The organism is Aeromonas sp. 30P (assembly GCF_051919805.1).
Taxonomy (GTDB): domain Bacteria; phylum Pseudomonadota; class Gammaproteobacteria; order Enterobacterales; family Aeromonadaceae; genus Aeromonas; species Aeromonas veronii.
Map to the genome: position 1 here is coordinate 4,165,206 of NZ_JBQBEA010000001.1, position 15,969 is coordinate 4,181,174.

Here is a 15,969-nt window from a genome sequence, read left to right on the forward strand (position 1 = left end):
AAAACGGTGATCAGTGAGATTTGGTGGGCTGGGCACGCAGCCGGGCCAACAGGGTTTCACCCAGCAGGGTAAAGATCCCGAACAGAGCCAAGAGGCTTGCCACCGCAAAGGCGGCGCCGGTCTGGTACTCGTTGTAGAGGATCTCGATATGCAGCGGCAGGGTATTGGTTTGGCCGCGAATATGACCGGAAACCACCGACACCGCGCCAAACTCCCCGACCGCGCGGGCGGTACAGAGCAGCAGGCCATACATCAGGCTCCAGCGAATGCCGGGCAGGGTGACGCGCCAGAACATCTGCAGACCGCTCGCCCCCAGCATGATGGCCGCCTCTTCCTCTTCCGGGCCGCGCGCCTCCATCTGGGGCAGCAGCTCGCGCACCACGAAGGGCACGGTAATGAAGGTGGTGGCCAGGATGATCCCCGGGGTGGCGAAGATGATCTTGATGTCGTGCTCGCTCAGCCAGTCACCAAACCAGCCGCGGCTGCCGAACATCAACACCAGCATCAGACCGGCGATCACCGGCGACACCGAGAAGGGCAGATCGATGATGGTGATGAGCAGCTGCCGACCGGGGAAGCGGAAACGGGCGATAGCCCAGGCCGCCGCAATCCCGAACAGCAGATTGAGTGGAACCGCACAGAGGGTCACCAACGCGGTGAGACCGAGGGCGCTCAAGGCATCCGGCTCGCTGATGGCGTGCCAGAAGAAGGCGAGCCCCGGCGTCAGCGCCTGAATAAAGACGGTGGCCAACGGCAGCAGCAACAGGGCGGCAAACCAGCCCAAACCGACCGTGATGAGCAGCCACTTGACCCACTGGGGTTCACGGATCACGACCGGTGCCTTGCGAGCGGGGGTCGCCTCCACAGAGGCCGCCTCAATGGCGATAGCAGATGAACTCATATCCGGCTCCCTCCGATGCGAGACCAGCTCCAGGCCTGCAACTTGTTGATTAGCAGTAACAAAATGAACGAAATCAGCAGCATCACCACGGCGATGGCGGAGGCACCTGCGTAGTCATACTCTTCCAGGTGGCTCATGATCATCAGCGGCGCGATTTCCGAGACCATCGGCAGGTTGCCGGCGATGAAGATGACGGAGCCGTACTCCCCCACCCCACGGGCAAACGCCAGCGCAAAACCGGTGAGCAGGGCAGGCACCAGGGTCGGCCAGAGCACCCGCAGAAAGGTCTGCCAGCGATCGGCGCCGAGGCTGGCGGCCGCCTCCTCTTGCTCGGTTTCAGCCTCCCGCAGCACCGGCTGCAGGGTACGCACCACAAACGGCAATCCGATAAAGGTGAGTGCGATGACCACCCCGATAGGGTTGTAGGCGAGCTGAATGCCGAGCGGCGCCAGCAACTGGCCGATCCAGCCGTTGGGGGCGAAGATGGCGCACAGGGCGATGCCGGACACGGCGGTCGGCATGGCAAATGGCAGGTCGATCAGCGCATCCACCAGACGACGACCGGGGAAGGTGTAACGCACCAGGATCCAGGCCAGGATCAGGCCAAACAGGCTGTTGAGCAGCGCCGCGACAAAGGCCGCACCGAAGCTCAGGCGAAAGGAGGCGAGCACCCGGGGTGAACCGATCACCTGCCAGAACTCGGCGGCGGTCAGGTTGTTGATCGCAAACAGCACCAGGGCCGAGAGCGGCAACAGCACCAGCAGGCCCAGATAGAGCAGGCTGAACCCCAGGGTGGGGCCAAAACCGGGCAGGACAGAATAAGAACCAAATCGCATAACACATCCATCTGTTATGAAGAATTTTCGATATGGTGATTCTGCGCACTCCCCTCATCGGCAACAAACATCAATTGCGACTTTGCTAATCACTTTTTTGTCTAACCGCAGAGTCACAAGGCTCTTGGCGCACTCCAAATAAAAAAAGGTCTTTTATATAAATAAAAGACCTAAGAAATGGAGCAATACGGAGCGGAGCATTCAAAGAACGGGGGCATGGAGTAGCCAGCGAACAGCGCGCTCGCCAACCCTCCAACCACTTCACAGATACCTAGCGAAAGCCCAATACGACCGGCCGGGGCGATGCGATCTTGACCGGTGCCACCACCAGCTCACCACGGCGATAGAGAGCCCCCAGCAAATGCAGCCCTTGATGCCAATCCCCATGACCGGACTGGGCATTGATATGGCCCGCCTCACCGGCATCGAACAGCGGTACCTGCCACAGGCGGCTCCAGTACTCAGCCCGTTCAAAGCTCATCCAGGGATCATTGCGGCTGGCCACCAGCTGGGCCGATACCTGCAGCGGCCCGGCCAAGGCCTCATCCGCAATGCCAAAACGGGCCGGATCGGCGGGCGCCACCAGAAAGATCGAGGCCACCTTCTCCGGCTGCAAGCGGGCCGCCGCGATGGCGGTCAGGGCGCCGAAGGAGTGAGCCACCAGATGGACCCGGCTGCGGCGACGTTTCAGCTTGCTCGCCAGCTTGGCACTCCAGACCCTGAGGTCCGGCTTGTCCCACGGTAGCCCGGTCATCCGCTGCCATTGGGGAAAATGATCGTGCCAGCGGCTCTGCCAGTGATCCGGCCCACTGTTGTGCAGACCGGGAACCAGGAGGATCTTGTTCATCTTGGTGCTCCTATCGGCTGGCACAGGGGCCAGTTCAGTGATGGATAACGAAGCTATCAACGACCCGGCTGATAGATCTGGTCAAACAGACCGCCCTGGGCGAAGTGTTTCTTCTGGGCTTTCTCCCAATCCCCTTCCAGATCCTTGACGGTAAAGAAGGCAAGCTGTGGGAACTGGGCTGCCGTCTCCTTCAGGATCGCCGGGTTGCTGGGGCGATAGTGATGTTTGGCGACGATATGCTGCCCCTCGTCAGAGTAGAGATAATCGAGATAGGCCTTGGCCACCGCGTCGGTACCGTGCTTCCTGGCCACCTTGTCCACCACCGCGACCGGCGGCTCCGCCAGAATGGAGACCGAAGGCACCACCAACTCGAACTTGTCGCTGGCACCCGCCTGACCAAGCACCAGCAGGGCTTCGTTCTCCCACGCCAGCAGCACGTCACCAAGACCGCGCTCGGTAAAGCTTGTGGTGGCACCGCGGGCGCCTGAGTCCAGCACCTTCACGTTCTTGAATAGATCGCCAACAAACTGCTTGGCCCCCTCTTCACTGCCGCTCTTCTTCAGGGCATAGCCCCAGGCGGCCAGATAGTTCCAGCGTGCCCCACCAGAGGTCTTGGGGTTGGGAGTCACGATGGCGACATCCTTGCGCACCAGATCATCCCAATCCTTGATCTGCTTGGGATTGCCCTTGCGCACCAGGAAGACAATGGTGGAGGTATAGGGCGAGGCGTTGTTGCCGAGGCGACTCTGCCAGTCGGCAGCGGTCAGCCCCGCCTTGGCGATGGCGTTGACATCGTAGGCGAGCGCCAGCGATACCACGTCGGCCTCCAGTCCATCCACCACAGCGCGGGCCTGCTTGCCGGAGCCACCGTGAGACTGGCTCACCACCACGTCGTCGCCGGTTTTGGCCTTCCACTCCTTGGCAAAGGCGGCGTTGTACTCCTGAAACAGCTCGCGGGTCGGATCGTAAGAGACGTTGAGCAGGCGGATCTCGGCGGCATTGGCCTGGCCCAATGCCAACAGAGAGAGCAGGGTCAGGGCGGTCATTCGCATTTCATGGTGATACTCCATATCTTGTTGGGTTGAGAACAGCATGCCGTGGAGTTGTTATGCCCAGAAGAAAGAAATAACTCTTTGCTTATCTCTTTTGCTCATATCAGCTCAGCCACCCGCGCACCGGGAGCCGGACGCAGACTCTGTGAGCCATGCCCCTCTGCCTCCTTACGCCCTGTGCCATCATGGGATCAGGCAGCAACAACGCGAAAAGGAAGCCGCCATGTGGATCAATGCCGAACCCGTCAACGGAGCCCTGGTCTCGCTGGCCATCGGCCTTATCATCGGACTGGAGCGGGGCTGGCAGGTGCGCCAGCTGGGGGACAACCAGCGCATCGCCGGAATGCGGACCTACGGCCTCATCGGCCTGCTCGGCGGGGTGTGCGGTTTGCTGCTACCGACTCTTGGCCCCTGGCTGCCGCTGCTCGGCCTGCTGGCGGTGGTGACCGGCTGCGGCCTCTCGGTCTGGCTGGCCCAGCGCTGGCAGGGAGAGTTCGGCCTCACCAGCTCGGTGGCTATGCTGCTCACCTATCTGCTGGGGCTGATGTCGGTACTGCTGAGCCCGAGCGAGGCGGTCGCCTGCGCCGTGCTGGCGGCCCTGCTGATGGGGCTCAAGGGCAAGATCCAGCAGGGGATGCTGTTTCTGAGCGAAACCGAATTCCACGCCACCCTGCGTTTTCTGCTCATCTCGCTGGTGCTGCTGCCGGTGCTGCCCAACGAGGAGATGGGCCCCCTCGATGCCTTTAACCCCTTCAAGATCTGGCTGATGGTGGTGGTGATCGCCGGCATCTCGTTTTGTGGCCACTTCGCGGTGCGGCTGCTCGGCACCCGCGCCGGGCTGGTGCTCACCAGCATACTGGCGGGATTGGCCTCCTCCACCGCCCTTACCCTGCAGTTCGCCCGTCTCAACAAGGAGCAGGGGGGGCTGGAACGGCTGCTGGCCACCGGCATCCTGCTGGCGGGGGCCACCATGTGGCTGCGGCTGCTGGTGCTGGTGCTGCTCATTCACAGCGAGCTGGCGATGCGCCTCATCGCCCCCCTGTTGCTGCTGGCCACCACAGTCTACGGCTTTGCCTTCTGGTTCTGGCGTCAGCGCGAGGAGCTGACCGACGGCCCGGTGCAACCGGAAACCAGCAACCCGCTCGATCTTGCCACCGCTATCAAGTTCGGCCTGCTGCTGGCGCTGATCGGCTTTATGGCAACTTTGCTGCAAGACAAGGTAGGCAACTCCGGGGTCTATCTGCTGTCGCTGGTGTCGGGGATCACCGACGTGGACGCCATCACGCTGTCGCTCTCCCAACTCTCCCATAAAGAGCTGGCGCTGGAGGTGGCGGCCCGCGGCATCCTGCTCGCCGGTTTGATCAACTCGCTGGTGAAGGGGTTGCTGGCCCTCGGCATCGGCGGTCGCAGTCTGGGGCTGCGGGTGCTGCTCCCCTACTTCGTCTCCGCCCTGTTGATCCTGCCCCTCGTCTGGCCGGCAGGATAACGGGGATCACCTGCCAGAAGTGACAGACTGACGCCTCTCGCGCTTGTCACGTATACTGCCCCCTCTTGCAGCATGAGGAGGTAGCAATGGCGAGCGACTGGGACAAGGTACTGGCAGGCGGGGCGCTGGATGGCCAGAGCGAGGAGATAGCCAACGACCGGATCCGCGGTCAGGCGCTGCTGGCCCAGCTCAATGGTTCACCGGCGGGCGATGGCCCTCTGCGCCAGCAGATCTGCCGCGAGCTGTTCGGCCACTGCCCCGACTCCTGCTGGATCAGCACGCCGTTCACCTGCGAGTTTGGTCGCAACATTCATATCGGCGAGAAGACCTTCTTCAACTTCAACGTCACCATTCTCGACGTGGGCGAGGTACACATCGGCAGCCATGTGCTGCTGGCCCCCAACGTGCAGATCTACACCGCCACCCACACCATGAACTATCTGGAACGACGCAACTGGACTGCCTACAACAAGCCGGTGCGGATCGGCGATGACTGCTGGATTGGCGGCGGCGCCATCATCTGCCCCGGCGTCACCATAGGGCCGCGCTCCATCATTGGCGCCGGTGCCGTGGTCACCCGCGACATCCCGGCCGACTCGGTGGCGGTGGGCAATCCGGCCAGGGTGATCCGCACTCTCAAGCAGGATGAGGAGCGCTGCTGGGAGCTGGCCCAATGATGGCGCTGGCGCTGCTGCCACTGGGCTGGACCCTCTGGCTCGGCCTCGACAGCCAGCAGTGGTGGCCACTGGCCGCACTGCTGACCATGAGTCTGCTGACGCTGGCGGCATACGCCTGGGACAAGCGGCAGGCGGTGCGGGGCGAGTGGCGCATTCCCGAATCCCGCCTGCACCTGCTGGAGCTGTGCGGCGGCTGGCCGGGGGCACTGGTGGCCCGCCAGTGGCTACGTCACAAGACCCAGAAGCGCAGCTACCGGCTAGTCTTCTGGTTTATCGTGCTGCTGCACCTCACCCTATGGGCGCTCTGGGTCGGGCGGCCCCTCTGGCAGCAATAGCTGTCTGCGTCACAAAGGGACAATGGGCCCCATTGCGGCCGCCCGGCGGCTGTGAGAAAACAGAGCAGATCTCATCAGCGTTTTCGCCGTCTATAGACGACAAGGAGTCGTGACATGACCATGTGGACAGGCATAGTCCTGATCGTATTTATCAGCGTATTGTTCGGATATCTCGGCAAGCGGGCCCGCTATCAGATGGGGGATGCCCGCATCACCGACCGCCTCGGCAGGCAAGATATGATCATCAGAGAGTTGCAGGAGCGGATCGCCAATCTGGAGGCGATCGTCATCGAAGAGGAGAAACGGCGCCCGTTCCGGGAGCTGTGATGTTTCACCGCCAGGTTTCAGATACAGAGAGGGCTGCATGATGCAGCCCTCTCTTGTTTGAACTGATTCAGATTGCCAGCGGCAGCAACTCGGCATAGTCGCGAATCGTCGGAAAAGCGGTAATGCTCTGCTCCGGCTTGCAGCTATCCGGATTCTGGATCGCCAGCTGATAGCCGATGCCATAGTCGGCGGCAGCCCGCAGGATCCGCTCGCTATCATCCACAAACAGGGTGCGGGCAGGATCGAACGCCAGCCGCTCGGCCAGTGCCTGCCAGCAGTGTTGGCTCTCCTTCGACCAGCCCAGCTCGTGGGTACTCACCATCAGATCCAGATGGTCGCGGAGCCCCAGCTGCGCATCCTTCACCGACAGACTGGCAGGGTGGGCATTGGTGAAAAGCACCAGCTGCTTGCCCGCGGCGCGCAGCGCGGCCAGAAAGGGGATGGCGTGGGGACGCCACTGGATCTTCGCCAGCAGCTCCTGCTTGAGGGCACGGATGTCGAGCCCCAGGGTCTCGCTCCAGTAATCCACGCAGTACCAGTTGAGGGTGCCGTTGACGGCGTGATAGTGGACATCGATCTGCGCGTTGGCTTCATCCAGCGGCAGACCGAGCCGCTCGGCGTAACGCTCCGGCACCAGCTGCTGCCAGAGGTGGTTGTCAAAATGCAGATCGATCAGGGTGCCATCCATATCGAGCAAGACGGTATCTATCTGGTGCCATGGCAAGGTGGTGGAGCGGGAGTGTGGCATCGGGCCTCTTGATCGCGGATCTCGGAAAACGGGGCGGCAGTATAACGGATTTTTCCTCCCCCTTTCCCCTCCCTGCCCCGTGGTGTTCGGTGTGGGAGTCGTTTACTCTTGAAGCACGATTTTTTAACGAGCCGTCACCCCTGATGAGTGAGCACCACAAAAGCCCCCCCGAACAGATTTCGATCGACCAGCTGGAGCAGGAGAAAAGCAAACCGGAGATCCTCAAGGCCGATATTGTGGCCGAGAGTCGGCTGTTCAGAGTGGAGTCCCTCCACCTCAAATTCTCCAACGGCGAAGAGCGGGTCTACGAGCGGATGCGCGGCGGCAACCGGGGCGCCGTCATGGTGGTGCCGCTGTTCGATGCCCACACCCTGCTGCTGGTGCGCGAATATGCCGCCGGCACCCACTCCTACGAGCTGGGCTTTCCCAAGGGGCTGATCGACCCGGGCGAAGATGCCTTCGAGGCGGGCAACCGGGAGCTGATGGAGGAGGCGGGGTTTGGCGCCAACAGCCTGACCCTGCTCAAACAGGTGTCGCTGGCCCCCGGTTACTTCTCCAGCCGGATGGACATTTTACTGGCGCGGGATCTCTTCCCCGAACAGCGGATCGGCGATGAACCCGAACCGCTGGAGGTGATCCCCTGGCCACTCAACCGGATCGACGAATTGCTGGCGCGACCCGACTTCACCGAGTCGCGCAGCATCAGTGCCCTGCTCCTGGCCCAAAAGTGGCTCGCGGAGCAGGCAGAGTAGCCCGCAGACGGGCAGTTAACAGACAGAGGATAACGAGATGCAGGAGTTGTTGGCCTGGGTGCCGGGGGTCAAGGAGATTGCCCGCGAAGCCGGAAGGATCCTTCACGACATCTATCACGGCGGTCAGTTCGAGCGTCAGCTGAAGGAGGATGCGACCCCGGTCACCAGTGCCGATCTTGCTGCCGATGCCTACCTCAAACAGGCGCTCTCGGCGCTCACCCCCCATGTGCCGGTGCTGACCGAAGAGGCGGCCGACATCCCCTTCAGTCAGCGCGCCAACTGGCGCCAGTACTGGCTGGTGGATCCCCTCGATGGCACCGGCGAATTTATCGCCGGTAGCGGCGATTTCGCCACCCTGATCGCCCTGGTGCGGGACAATGTGCCGGTGCTCGGGGTCATCTACGCCCCCGAGTCCAACGTACTCTACTGGGCGGTACGCGGCTACGGCGCCTTCAAGGAGGTGAATGGCGAGGTACTGCCCATCAGTGCCATGCACCACGAGCATGACCAGCCCGACTCGCTGGTGGTAGCCATCAGCCGCCGCCAGAAGCTGGAGAACCTCACCCGCCGCCTCAACCCGGCCATCAACTACGAGCTGATCCCGCTCGGTTCCAGCTCCCTCAAATCCTGTCTGGTGGCGGAAGGTGCGGCCGATTGCTACGTGCGGCTCGGCCCCACCGGCGAGTGGGATACCGCCGCCGCCCAGTGCATCGTCGAAGCAGCCGGTGGCCGCATCCTCAGCCTGGCGTTGCAGCCGCTCAGTTACAACGAAACCGAGTCGCTGGAGAACCCGGACTTTATCGTGATGGGGGATCCGGATCTCGCCTGGGGTAGCATTCTGGCCCACTAGGCGGATAGCGATGTCATCACACCAGACAAGCAGGCGGCCCGATGGCCGCCTGCTTTTTCAGGGAAGTTTCCCCGAGTGATGGCCGGCGTGATCCGCTGGTCAAGGCACTCTTGAACAGCGTGATACGCTGGCAAAGCGGCAAAATGATAGTGAAACATCACAATCGGTCGGCGAGAAATGGTGCGATTTTTCACGTAATTCTGAAAACGCCTGATTAGCCAAAATAAAAAAACGAGTGAAGATCAAATTTTGGTTTTATATTTCACAAAAATCATCATTATCAGTTTTGTTGCATTCTGTGACCCAGATTCCATTCCCAATCTCGCTGGCTAAACCCCGCAATGGCAGTGATATGTTTCAGTCTCGCTTTTTGAGAATTAAATCCCGATAAACCACAATAAACTCAGATTAAAACACTGACAAAAAGTGAATTAGTAATGAGTTTATCTGTAGAGGCTACCAAGGAGCTATCCGGTTCCTGCTCCACCACGGCCAGCACCACTCGCTGGCGCCGTCACGACACCCACTGGGTCATCAGCCTGTTTGGCACCGCCGTTGGCGCAGGCATCCTGTTCCTGCCCATCAATCTGGGTCTGGGCGGGATCTGGCCCCTCGTCATCGTCGCGGTACTGGCGGGTCCCATGACCTTCCTCGCCCACCGCGGGCTGGCGCGCTTCGTGCTTTCCTCGTCACGCCCCCACGCCGACTTCACCGAAGTTGCGGAGGAGCACTTCGGCAAAATGGCCGGCCGCCTTATCTCGGCGCTCTATTTCCTCTCCATCTTCCCGATCCTGCTCATCTACGGGGTCGGGCTGACCAATACGGTAGAGAGCTTCATGGTCAACCAGCTCGGCATGGCGACCCCGGATCGGGTGATGCTCTCCGGCGTGCTGGTGTTCGCCATGATCGCCGTGATGCTGGCGGGTGAGAAAGCGATGCTGCGCGCCTTCGCCTTTATGGTCTATCCGCTGGCGGCCATTCTGGCGGCCCTCTCCTGCTACCTCATTACCCAGTGGCAATGGCCGGAAGTGACCGCGTTTGAAGGAGTCAGCTTCCTCAACACTGTCTGGCTGGCGCTGCCGGTGACCGTGTTCGCCTTCAGCCACGCCGCCGCCATCTCCGGCTTTGCCAACGTGCAGCGCCGTGAATATGGCGAGCAGGCAGAAGCCAAGAGCGGCCTGATCCTGCGCAACACCACAGTAATGCTGGTGGGCTTCGTGCTCTTCTTCGTCTTCTCCTGCGTGCTGAGCCTCTCGCCAGCCCAGCTGGCTGAAGCCAAGGCCCAGAACGTCTCTGTGCTCTCCTATCTCGCCAACATCACCGACAACCCGGTGATCGTGACTCTGGGGCCGCTCATCGCCTTTATCGCCATCAGCTCCTCCTTCCTCGGCCACTTCCTCGGTGCCCGCGAAAGCCTGAAAAGCCTGATCGCCAAGCCCACCGGTCTGCCGTTGGCCAAGGCGGACAAGCTGGGTATCGCCCTGATGTTCTTCGCCATCTGGGGTGCCGCCGTCATCAACCCGGGCATTCTGGGACTGATGGAGACCCTCTCCGGCCCGGTCATCGCCATGATCCTGTTCATCATGCCGGTGATTGCCATCTACAAGGTAGAGGCGCTGGCCCGCTTCCGTCACGGCTGGACCAACGGCTTTATCCTGCTGACCGGGTCGCTGGCGGTATCGGCGCTGATCTTCAGCCTGTTGAAGTAACGACTCGCAGCAGATAACAAAAAGAGAGGCGACCCCGGGGTCGCCTCTCTTCTCTTTGTTCGGGTGTGCGCTCAGCCCAGCCTGGCGCCGTTCTCCACCGCCTGCTCGGGGATAGCCATCACTACAGCGCCATCCGGCCGATAGAAACCGGTCAGCAGAAATTCAGACTGAAACGGGCCGATCTGCTTGGTCGGGAAGTTGACTACGGCGATGATCTGGCGGCCCACCAGCTGCTCTGGCTGGTAGAGAGCGGTGATCTGGGCACTGCTCTTGCGAACCCCCAGTTCAGGGCCAAAATCCGCCCACACCTTGTAGGCCGGTTTACGCGCCTCGGGGAACGGCTCGACCCGCACCAGGGTGCCCACCCGGAGCTCCACCATCTCGAAATCCTGCCAGCTAATCGTCTCCATTTCTGCTCCTGTTTATCGTGCACCTTGCATGACCCACAGCATGGCCCAAAGAGAGCATCTCGTCTTCGGCGATCAGCCGTTTCGTTGCGGCAGGCGGCCGTTTTGCTGGCGCCAGAGGGACGGAGTGAGCCCGGTCTCACTCAGGAAGCGCTCGCCGAAAGCCCCCTGATTCTGGTAACCGCAGCGGCTGGCAATCTCGCCGACGGGCAGTTGCGTACCGGCAAGCAGGGTGCGCGCCAGCGCCATGCGCCGACTGCGAATGTAGTGGGAGACGCTCACCCCCAACTGCTGGCGAAAGGCGAGCTTGAACTGGCTCTGGCCAAGGCAGGCGATGGCGGCGAGTTGCTGATTGGTCAGCGGGGCGGCGAGGTTGGCATCGATATGGCGTTGCACCTTGAGGATGCGGGCGGCAAGACGCGGCGTGACAGCGCTCTGCATCCCCTGCCCTTCAGCCAGCAGGGAGAGCCACACCTGCTCCATGCCCGCCACCTGCCGCCCTTCGGCCACCATGCGGTGCAGAAAAGCGAAGTAGTGGCGCTGGGGCTCATCCAGCTCGATAAAGGGGCGGGCCGCCAAATCGCCGGGTAACCAGTCGCTCTCCTGCACCAAAAACGAAAGCGCAGGATCGGCGGCGTAGTCGTGTCGCTCGCCGGGGGCGATGACGCAGGCAGAACCGGGGGCAAGCCGGCGCCCATGGCCCTGCACCTCGATCTCGAGGGGGCCGTCGAGGGGGATCACCAGCTGGGCAAAGTCGTGGCTATGGCTGCAGACGTGGTGGTGATAGTGGCGCAGGCTGAAGCGGGACATGGCAGATAGCAATGACGCGGCCAGGGCCGCGTCATTGGGGGTTATTCCTTGTCGAAATCTTCGATTTCTTTGCCCAGCGCTTCCATGATGGCGCGCGCTTCGGCCGGGACACTGTCCGGTTGATCCTTGCGCAAATCTTCGTCGCAAGGGAGCGGCTGGCCAGTGAAAGCGTGCAGGAAGGCTTCACAGAGCAGCTCGCTGTTGGTCGCATGACGCAGATTGTTCACCTGACGGCGGGTGCGCTCATCGGTCAACACTTTCAACACCTTGAGCGGGATCGAGACGGTAATCTTCTTGACCTGTTCGCTCTTCTTACCGTGTTCCGCGTAGGGGCTGACGTAGTCGCCGTTCCACTCTGTTCCCATGACTCACCTGTTCTCATTTAGCCGTGAGCGCGGATTTTAACCCTTAAGGAAATTAATGGCAATCCAACAGCAAAGCCATTTAGACGTCTGGAAGTGTTGACGGCTTTTTTAAGCTGGCGTAGTGTGGTTGACCATGAGCCCGCAATGGCGGGATAGCGCGTGGCAGCAAGATGCCAGCGTGTAAAGAGACATCAAGGAGAGTGATATGACCCACAAGGCCACCCTGGCGGTTCGCACCGGGATTGAGACAGACCAGCAACACGGTGCCGTGGTGCCCCCCATCTACCTCTCCAGCAACTACACCTTTGCCGACTTTGGCGAGCCCCGTCAATACGATTATGCCCGCTCCGGCAATCCGACCCGCACCAATCTGGCGGACGCGCTGGCGGCGCTGGAAGGGGGCGCAGGCGCCGTGGTTACCGGCACCGGCATGGGCGCCATCCATCTGGTCACCACAGCACTGCTCAAGGCGGGGGATCTGCTGATCGCCCCCCACGACTGCTACGGCGGCACCTGGCGCCTGTTCGAGTATCTGGCGGCCAAGGGCCACTACCGGGTGCAATTTGTCGATCAGGGAGACGAGGCCGCTCTGGCCGCCGCGCTGGCGCAAAAGCCTGCACTGGTATGGGTCGAGACCCCCTCCAACCCGTTGCTGCGGGTGGTGGATATCCGCGCCATTGCCAGCGCCGCCCACGAGGTGGGTGCGCAGGTGGTGGTGGACAACACCTTCCTCTCCCCTCTGCTGCAACAGCCGCTGGCCCTCGGTGCCGACGTGGTGGTGCACTCCACCACCAAGTACATCAACGGTCACTCAGACGTGGTGGGCGGAGTGGCGATTGCCAAGGAGGCAGCACTGGCCGAGTCGCTGGTGTGGTGGGCCAACTGTCTGGGGCTCACCTCCGGGGCGTTCGACTCCTACCTCACCCTGCGCGGCCTGCGCACTCTGGCCCCCAGATTGCGCACCCATCAGGAGAACACCGACCGCATCCTCGCCTTCCTGCAACAGCAGCCGCTGGTGAAACGCATCTATCACCCCAGCCTGCCGAGCCATCCGGGCCATGATATTGCGCGCCGTCAACAGTCCGGCTTCGGCGCCATGCTAAGTTTTGAACTCGATTGCAGCGAGACAGGCATTCGCGCCTTCCTCGCGGCCCTCACCCTCTTCTCGGTGGCCGAGTCCCTCGGCGGGGTGGAGAGTCTGGTGGCCCATCCGGCCAGCATGACCCACAGGGCCATGACCCCGGCGGCGGCGCAGGCAGCAGGCATCAGCGCCCAGCTGCTGCGGTTGTCGGTCGGTATTGAACACGGTGAAGACCTGGTGGCCGATCTGGCTCAGGCTTTTGAACAGGCGCAGCAGGCAGAACAGGTAGCGAAGTAATGGAACAGCAGCAACAAGGAGAGATCGCGGTGGCAGCAGAAGCAGGATTGAAGCGACGTCACGTCCACAAATTTGGTGGCAGCAGTCTGGCGGATCCGGTCTGTTATCGCCGGGTCGCCAGTATCGTTGAACAACAGGTGGGCGGGGATGAACTGATCGTAGTCTCCGCCGCCGGCAAGACCACCAACCGGCTGATCCAGCTGGTGGAGCTGGCCGAAGCGGGGGACGAAGCCGCCGGTGAAGCCATCTCTGCCCTGCAGGCCTATCAGCAGAGCCTGATCGACGGCTTGCTGGAGGGTGAACTGCAGCTCGATCTGAGCAAGCAGCTGGCCGACGATATGCAGCTGATCGCCAAGACGCTTGAGGGGCAGTTTGATCGCTTCGCCCGCAACGGCCTGCTCGCCTTTGGCGAGGTGTGGTCGGCGCGCCTGCTGGCTGCCCTGCTCACCAGCCGCAGCGACAAGGCTATCTGGCTCGATGCCCGCAGTTTCCTGCGCGCCGAGGATGGCGCTCTGGTCAAGGTGGATACCGCCCTCTCCAGCGAGCTGCTCAAGGCGCGACTGGCGGAGCATGCCGGTCGTATCGTGGTAACCGGCTTTATCGCCGCCGACATGGAGGGACGTTCCCTGCTGCTCGGCCGCAACGGCTCCGACTACAGCGCCAGCCTGTTGGCGCTGCTGGCGGACGGTGAATCCACCACCATCTGGAGCGACGTGGCCGGTGTGTACAGCGCCGACCCGCGCCGGGTGAAAGAGGCGCGTCTGCTGGAGCGCCTGAGCCTCGCCGAAGCGAACGAGCTGGCCCGCCTTGGCTCCTCGGTACTCCACTCGCGAACTCTGCAACCGGTGGCCGACAGCCGCCAGCGCCTCACTCTGCGCTGCAGCTACAACCCGGATGAGGGCTGTACCCATATTCTGCGCCGCGCACCGCGCTCCGGCGGCGCCCGCATCGTCTCCTCGGTGGATCAAATTGCGCTCATCGAGCTGAAAGTACTACCGCAGACCAACTACGAGCAAACCGTGGCCACCATTGAGGCTTATCTCGCTCGTCACCGCCTCAACCCGCTCACCCTGCAGCGCCAGCCGGATCGCCGGATCCTGCGCCTTGCCTACACCCTCGAGGTGGCACAGGGGGCCTTCGAGCTGCTGCGCGACTTCCAGCTGCAAGGGAGCTTCACCGGTCTCATCCAGAAAGAGGGGTACAGTCTGGTGGCGCTGGTGGGGGCCGGTGTCACCGACAACGCCGAGCAGTGTCACCGCTTCTATCAGCTGCTGGCGGATCAGCCGCTGGAGTTCGTCCAGGTGGCCCGAGATGGCCTGAGTCTGGTGGCGGTGCTGCGTCAGGTGGTGCTGGAGCCGCTGCTGATCGCCCTGCACAGCGCCCTGTTCAGTCGCCCGACCCGGGTCGGTCTGGTGCTGTTCGGCAAGGGCAATATCGGTGGCCACTGGCTCAGCCTCTACGCCCGGGAAAAGTCACGGCTGGAACATGAACTCAATCTGGCGCTCACCCTCTACGGGGTGTTCAGCTCGGAAGGCGGCCTGCTGGATGAAGAGGGGCTCAACCCCCTCAAGGTACAGGACAACTTCGCCCCCAAACCGCTGATCTGGCCGGAGTTGCTCTCCCAGCTTGAGCAACACGGCTTCGATGCGCTGATTGCACTGGACATGACCGCCAGCGAGACGGTGAGCCGCTACTACCCGGACTTTGCCCAGCTCGGCATTCACATCATCGCCGCCAACAAGTTTGCCGGTGCCGCCGACAGCGAGTTCTACCAGCGCATCAAGCAGACCTGCCGCGACCATCAGGTGCAGTGGCGCTACAACGCCACCGTGGGCGCCGGGCTGCCGATCCAGTCCAGCATCCAGATGCTGCGCCAGAGCGGCGACCGCATTCAGGGTGTCTCCGGCATCTTCTCCGGCACCCTCTCCTGGCTGTTCCAGCAGTATGACGGCAGCCGCCCCTTCTCCGAACTGGTGGACGAGGCGTGGCAGCATGGCCTGACCGAGCCGGATCCCCGCGAAGATCTCTCCGGTCAGGATGTGCGCCGCAAGCTGCTCATTCTGGCGCGGGAGGCGGGCTTCGAGCTCGACTCCGCCGATATCGAGCTGGAGAATCTGGTGCCCGTCCCGCTGCGCAAGGTGAGCGCCGATCAGTTCATGGACCGGCTGAAAGAGCTGGATGGCCCGATCCAGACCGCCTTCGAAGGGGCCAGGCGGCTCGGCAAGGTGCTGCGCTACGTGGCCCGTTTTGAACATGACGGCAAGGCGCGGGTCGGACTGGAGGCGCTGGAGCCCCACCACCCGTTCGCCAACCTCTTGCCGTGCGACAACATCTTCGCCATCGAGAGCGACAGCTACCGCACCAACCCGCTGGTGATCCAGGGGCCGGGGGCGGGTCGCGAAGTGACCGCAGCTGCTATCCAGTACGATCTGTGGCAGATCTGCGCCAGCCTCTAAGGCAGATAATGCAAAGGGAGCAGCTCAGCTTCC

Annotated in this window: 17 protein-coding genes; 9 read left to right on the top strand and 8 right to left on the bottom strand. The window is 62.3% G+C overall.

The window, feature by feature from the left end:
* Positions 1 to 10: 10 nt before the first annotated feature.
* The 4 genes from cysW to ACTG2B_RS19635 all read right to left on the bottom strand — a co-directional run bounded on the left by cysW (position 11) and on the right by ACTG2B_RS19635 (position 3,630).
* Positions 11 to 901 carry a sulfate ABC transporter permease subunit CysW gene (cysW, locus tag ACTG2B_RS19620; RefSeq protein WP_005343065.1) on the bottom strand — a complete coding sequence of 297 codons (891 nt, stop codon included), beginning with the start codon at positions 899 to 901 and terminating at the stop codon, positions 11 to 13.
* Positions 898 to 1,737 (bottom strand): sulfate ABC transporter permease subunit CysT, encoded by an 840-nt coding sequence (gene cysT / locus ACTG2B_RS19625; protein ID WP_040067348.1) that lies wholly within the window; start codon positions 1,735 to 1,737, stop codon positions 898 to 900. Before cysT ends, cysW begins: the two co-directional genes overlap by 4 nt.
* Positions 1,738 to 2,008: 271 nt before the next feature.
* The gene (locus ACTG2B_RS19630; RefSeq protein ID WP_236320102.1) at positions 2,009 to 2,584 is read right to left on the bottom strand and encodes an RBBP9/YdeN family alpha/beta hydrolase; all 576 of its coding nucleotides are present in this window, start codon (positions 2,582 to 2,584) and stop codon (positions 2,009 to 2,011) included.
* Between the two features lie 56 nt (positions 2,585 to 2,640).
* Positions 2,641 to 3,630: a sulfate ABC transporter substrate-binding protein gene (locus ACTG2B_RS19635; protein ID WP_439996962.1), complete on the bottom strand. Its 990-nt coding sequence runs from the start codon at positions 3,628 to 3,630 to the stop codon at positions 2,641 to 2,643.
* Between the two features lie 229 nt (positions 3,631 to 3,859).
* Between ACTG2B_RS19635 and ACTG2B_RS19640 the strand changes: the two genes are divergently transcribed.
* The 4 genes from ACTG2B_RS19640 (at position 3,860) to ACTG2B_RS19655 (ending at position 6,461) form a co-directional block, all read left to right on the top strand.
* Positions 3,860 to 5,122: an MgtC/SapB family protein gene (locus ACTG2B_RS19640; RefSeq protein WP_439996708.1), complete on the top strand. Its 1,263-nt coding sequence runs from the start codon at positions 3,860 to 3,862 to the stop codon at positions 5,120 to 5,122.
* Positions 5,123 to 5,208: 86 nt separating this feature from the next.
* Positions 5,209 to 5,799, top strand: coding sequence for a sugar O-acetyltransferase (locus ACTG2B_RS19645; protein WP_263085347.1), 591 nt, complete (start codon positions 5,209 to 5,211; stop codon positions 5,797 to 5,799).
* Positions 5,796 to 6,134: a DUF1294 domain-containing protein gene (locus ACTG2B_RS19650; protein WP_043850033.1), complete on the top strand. Its 339-nt coding sequence runs from the start codon at positions 5,796 to 5,798 to the stop codon at positions 6,132 to 6,134. Before ACTG2B_RS19645 ends, ACTG2B_RS19650 begins: the two co-directional genes overlap by 4 nt.
* A gap of 114 nt (positions 6,135 to 6,248) precedes the next feature.
* Positions 6,249 to 6,461, top strand: a complete 213-nt coding sequence (locus ACTG2B_RS19655) for a hypothetical protein (RefSeq protein WP_041209029.1) — start codon at positions 6,249 to 6,251, stop codon at positions 6,459 to 6,461.
* A 67-nt stretch (positions 6,462 to 6,528) separates the two neighbouring features.
* Here ACTG2B_RS19655 and yrfG read toward each other — a convergent pair whose 3' ends face one another.
* Positions 6,529 to 7,209, bottom strand: coding sequence for a GMP/IMP nucleotidase (yrfG, locus tag ACTG2B_RS19660; RefSeq protein WP_439996709.1), 681 nt, complete (start codon positions 7,207 to 7,209; stop codon positions 6,529 to 6,531).
* Positions 7,210 to 7,352: 143 nt separating this feature from the next.
* On the opposite strand from yrfG, the gene nudE reads away from it, so the two are divergent.
* From nudE to ACTG2B_RS19675, 3 genes are all read left to right on the top strand, one after another.
* Positions 7,353 to 7,961, top strand: a complete 609-nt coding sequence (gene nudE / locus ACTG2B_RS19665; RefSeq protein ID WP_439996710.1) for an ADP compounds hydrolase NudE — start codon at positions 7,353 to 7,355, stop codon at positions 7,959 to 7,961.
* Positions 7,962 to 7,998: 37 nt separating this feature from the next.
* Entirely contained in the window at positions 7,999 to 8,811 is an 813-nt protein-coding gene (gene cysQ, locus ACTG2B_RS19670; RefSeq protein ID WP_213391854.1) for a 3'(2'),5'-bisphosphate nucleotidase CysQ, read from the top strand.
* Between the two features lie 437 nt (positions 8,812 to 9,248).
* Positions 9,249 to 10,520 (top strand): aromatic amino acid transport family protein, encoded by a 1,272-nt coding sequence (locus tag ACTG2B_RS19675; RefSeq protein WP_439996711.1) that lies wholly within the window; start codon positions 9,249 to 9,251, stop codon positions 10,518 to 10,520.
* 71 nt (positions 10,521 to 10,591) lie between these two features.
* Here ACTG2B_RS19675 and ACTG2B_RS19680 read toward each other — a convergent pair whose 3' ends face one another.
* The 3 genes from ACTG2B_RS19680 to metJ all read right to left on the bottom strand — a co-directional run bounded on the left by ACTG2B_RS19680 (position 10,592) and on the right by metJ (position 12,102).
* A complete protein-coding gene (locus ACTG2B_RS19680) occupies positions 10,592 to 10,930 on the bottom strand; it encodes a tRNA-binding protein (protein ID WP_201930830.1) in 339 nt (112 codons plus the stop codon).
* Between the two features lie 72 nt (positions 10,931 to 11,002).
* Positions 11,003 to 11,737, bottom strand: a complete 735-nt coding sequence (locus ACTG2B_RS19685; RefSeq protein ID WP_439996712.1) for a helix-turn-helix domain-containing protein — start codon at positions 11,735 to 11,737, stop codon at positions 11,003 to 11,005.
* A 41-nt stretch (positions 11,738 to 11,778) separates the two neighbouring features.
* Positions 11,779 to 12,102, bottom strand: a complete 324-nt coding sequence (metJ, locus tag ACTG2B_RS19690; protein ID WP_005340251.1) for a met regulon transcriptional regulator MetJ — start codon at positions 12,100 to 12,102, stop codon at positions 11,779 to 11,781.
* Positions 12,103 to 12,307: 205 nt separating this feature from the next.
* Between metJ and metB the strand changes: the two genes are divergently transcribed.
* Both metB and ACTG2B_RS19700 read left to right on the top strand, forming a co-directional pair.
* Positions 12,308 to 13,480, top strand: a complete 1,173-nt coding sequence (gene metB, locus ACTG2B_RS19695) for a cystathionine gamma-synthase (RefSeq protein WP_439996713.1) — start codon at positions 12,308 to 12,310, stop codon at positions 13,478 to 13,480.
* Entirely contained in the window at positions 13,480 to 15,936 is a 2,457-nt protein-coding gene (locus tag ACTG2B_RS19700; RefSeq protein WP_439996714.1) for a bifunctional aspartate kinase/homoserine dehydrogenase II, read from the top strand. Before metB ends, ACTG2B_RS19700 begins: the two co-directional genes overlap by 1 nt.
* Positions 15,937 to 15,969 lie beyond the last annotated feature (33 nt).

Bases quoted from the DNA above. Each gene is read 5' to 3' on its own strand.
- cysW (WP_005343065.1), bottom strand. From the start codon at position 901: ATGAGTTCATCTGCTATCGCCATTGAGGCGGCCTCTGTGGAGGCGACC.
- cysT (WP_040067348.1), bottom strand. From the start codon at position 1,737: ATGCGATTTGGTTCTTATTCTGTCCTGCCCGGTTTTGGCCCCACCCTG.
- ACTG2B_RS19630 (WP_236320102.1), bottom strand. From the start codon at position 2,584: ATGAACAAGATCCTCCTGGTTCCCGGTCTGCACAACAGTGGGCCGGAT.
- ACTG2B_RS19635 (WP_439996962.1), bottom strand. From the start codon at position 3,630: ATGACCGCCCTGACCCTGCTCTCTCTGTTGGCATTGGGCCAGGCCAAT.
- ACTG2B_RS19640 (WP_439996708.1), top strand. From the start codon at position 3,860: ATGTGGATCAATGCCGAACCCGTCAACGGAGCCCTGGTCTCGCTGGCC.
- ACTG2B_RS19645 (WP_263085347.1), top strand. From the start codon at position 5,209: ATGGCGAGCGACTGGGACAAGGTACTGGCAGGCGGGGCGCTGGATGGC.
- ACTG2B_RS19650 (WP_043850033.1), top strand. From the start codon at position 5,796: ATGATGGCGCTGGCGCTGCTGCCACTGGGCTGGACCCTCTGGCTCGGC.
- ACTG2B_RS19655 (WP_041209029.1), top strand. From the start codon at position 6,249: ATGACCATGTGGACAGGCATAGTCCTGATCGTATTTATCAGCGTATTG.
- yrfG (WP_439996709.1), bottom strand. From the start codon at position 7,209: ATGCCACACTCCCGCTCCACCACCTTGCCATGGCACCAGATAGATACC.
- nudE (WP_439996710.1), top strand. From the start codon at position 7,353: ATGAGTGAGCACCACAAAAGCCCCCCCGAACAGATTTCGATCGACCAG.
- cysQ (WP_213391854.1), top strand. From the start codon at position 7,999: ATGCAGGAGTTGTTGGCCTGGGTGCCGGGGGTCAAGGAGATTGCCCGC.
- ACTG2B_RS19675 (WP_439996711.1), top strand. From the start codon at position 9,249: ATGAGTTTATCTGTAGAGGCTACCAAGGAGCTATCCGGTTCCTGCTCC.
- ACTG2B_RS19680 (WP_201930830.1), bottom strand. From the start codon at position 10,930: ATGGAGACGATTAGCTGGCAGGATTTCGAGATGGTGGAGCTCCGGGTG.
- ACTG2B_RS19685 (WP_439996712.1), bottom strand. From the start codon at position 11,737: ATGTCCCGCTTCAGCCTGCGCCACTATCACCACCACGTCTGCAGCCAT.
- metJ (WP_005340251.1), bottom strand. From the start codon at position 12,102: ATGGGAACAGAGTGGAACGGCGACTACGTCAGCCCCTACGCGGAACAC.
- metB (WP_439996713.1), top strand. From the start codon at position 12,308: ATGACCCACAAGGCCACCCTGGCGGTTCGCACCGGGATTGAGACAGAC.
- ACTG2B_RS19700 (WP_439996714.1), top strand. From the start codon at position 13,480: ATGGAACAGCAGCAACAAGGAGAGATCGCGGTGGCAGCAGAAGCAGGA.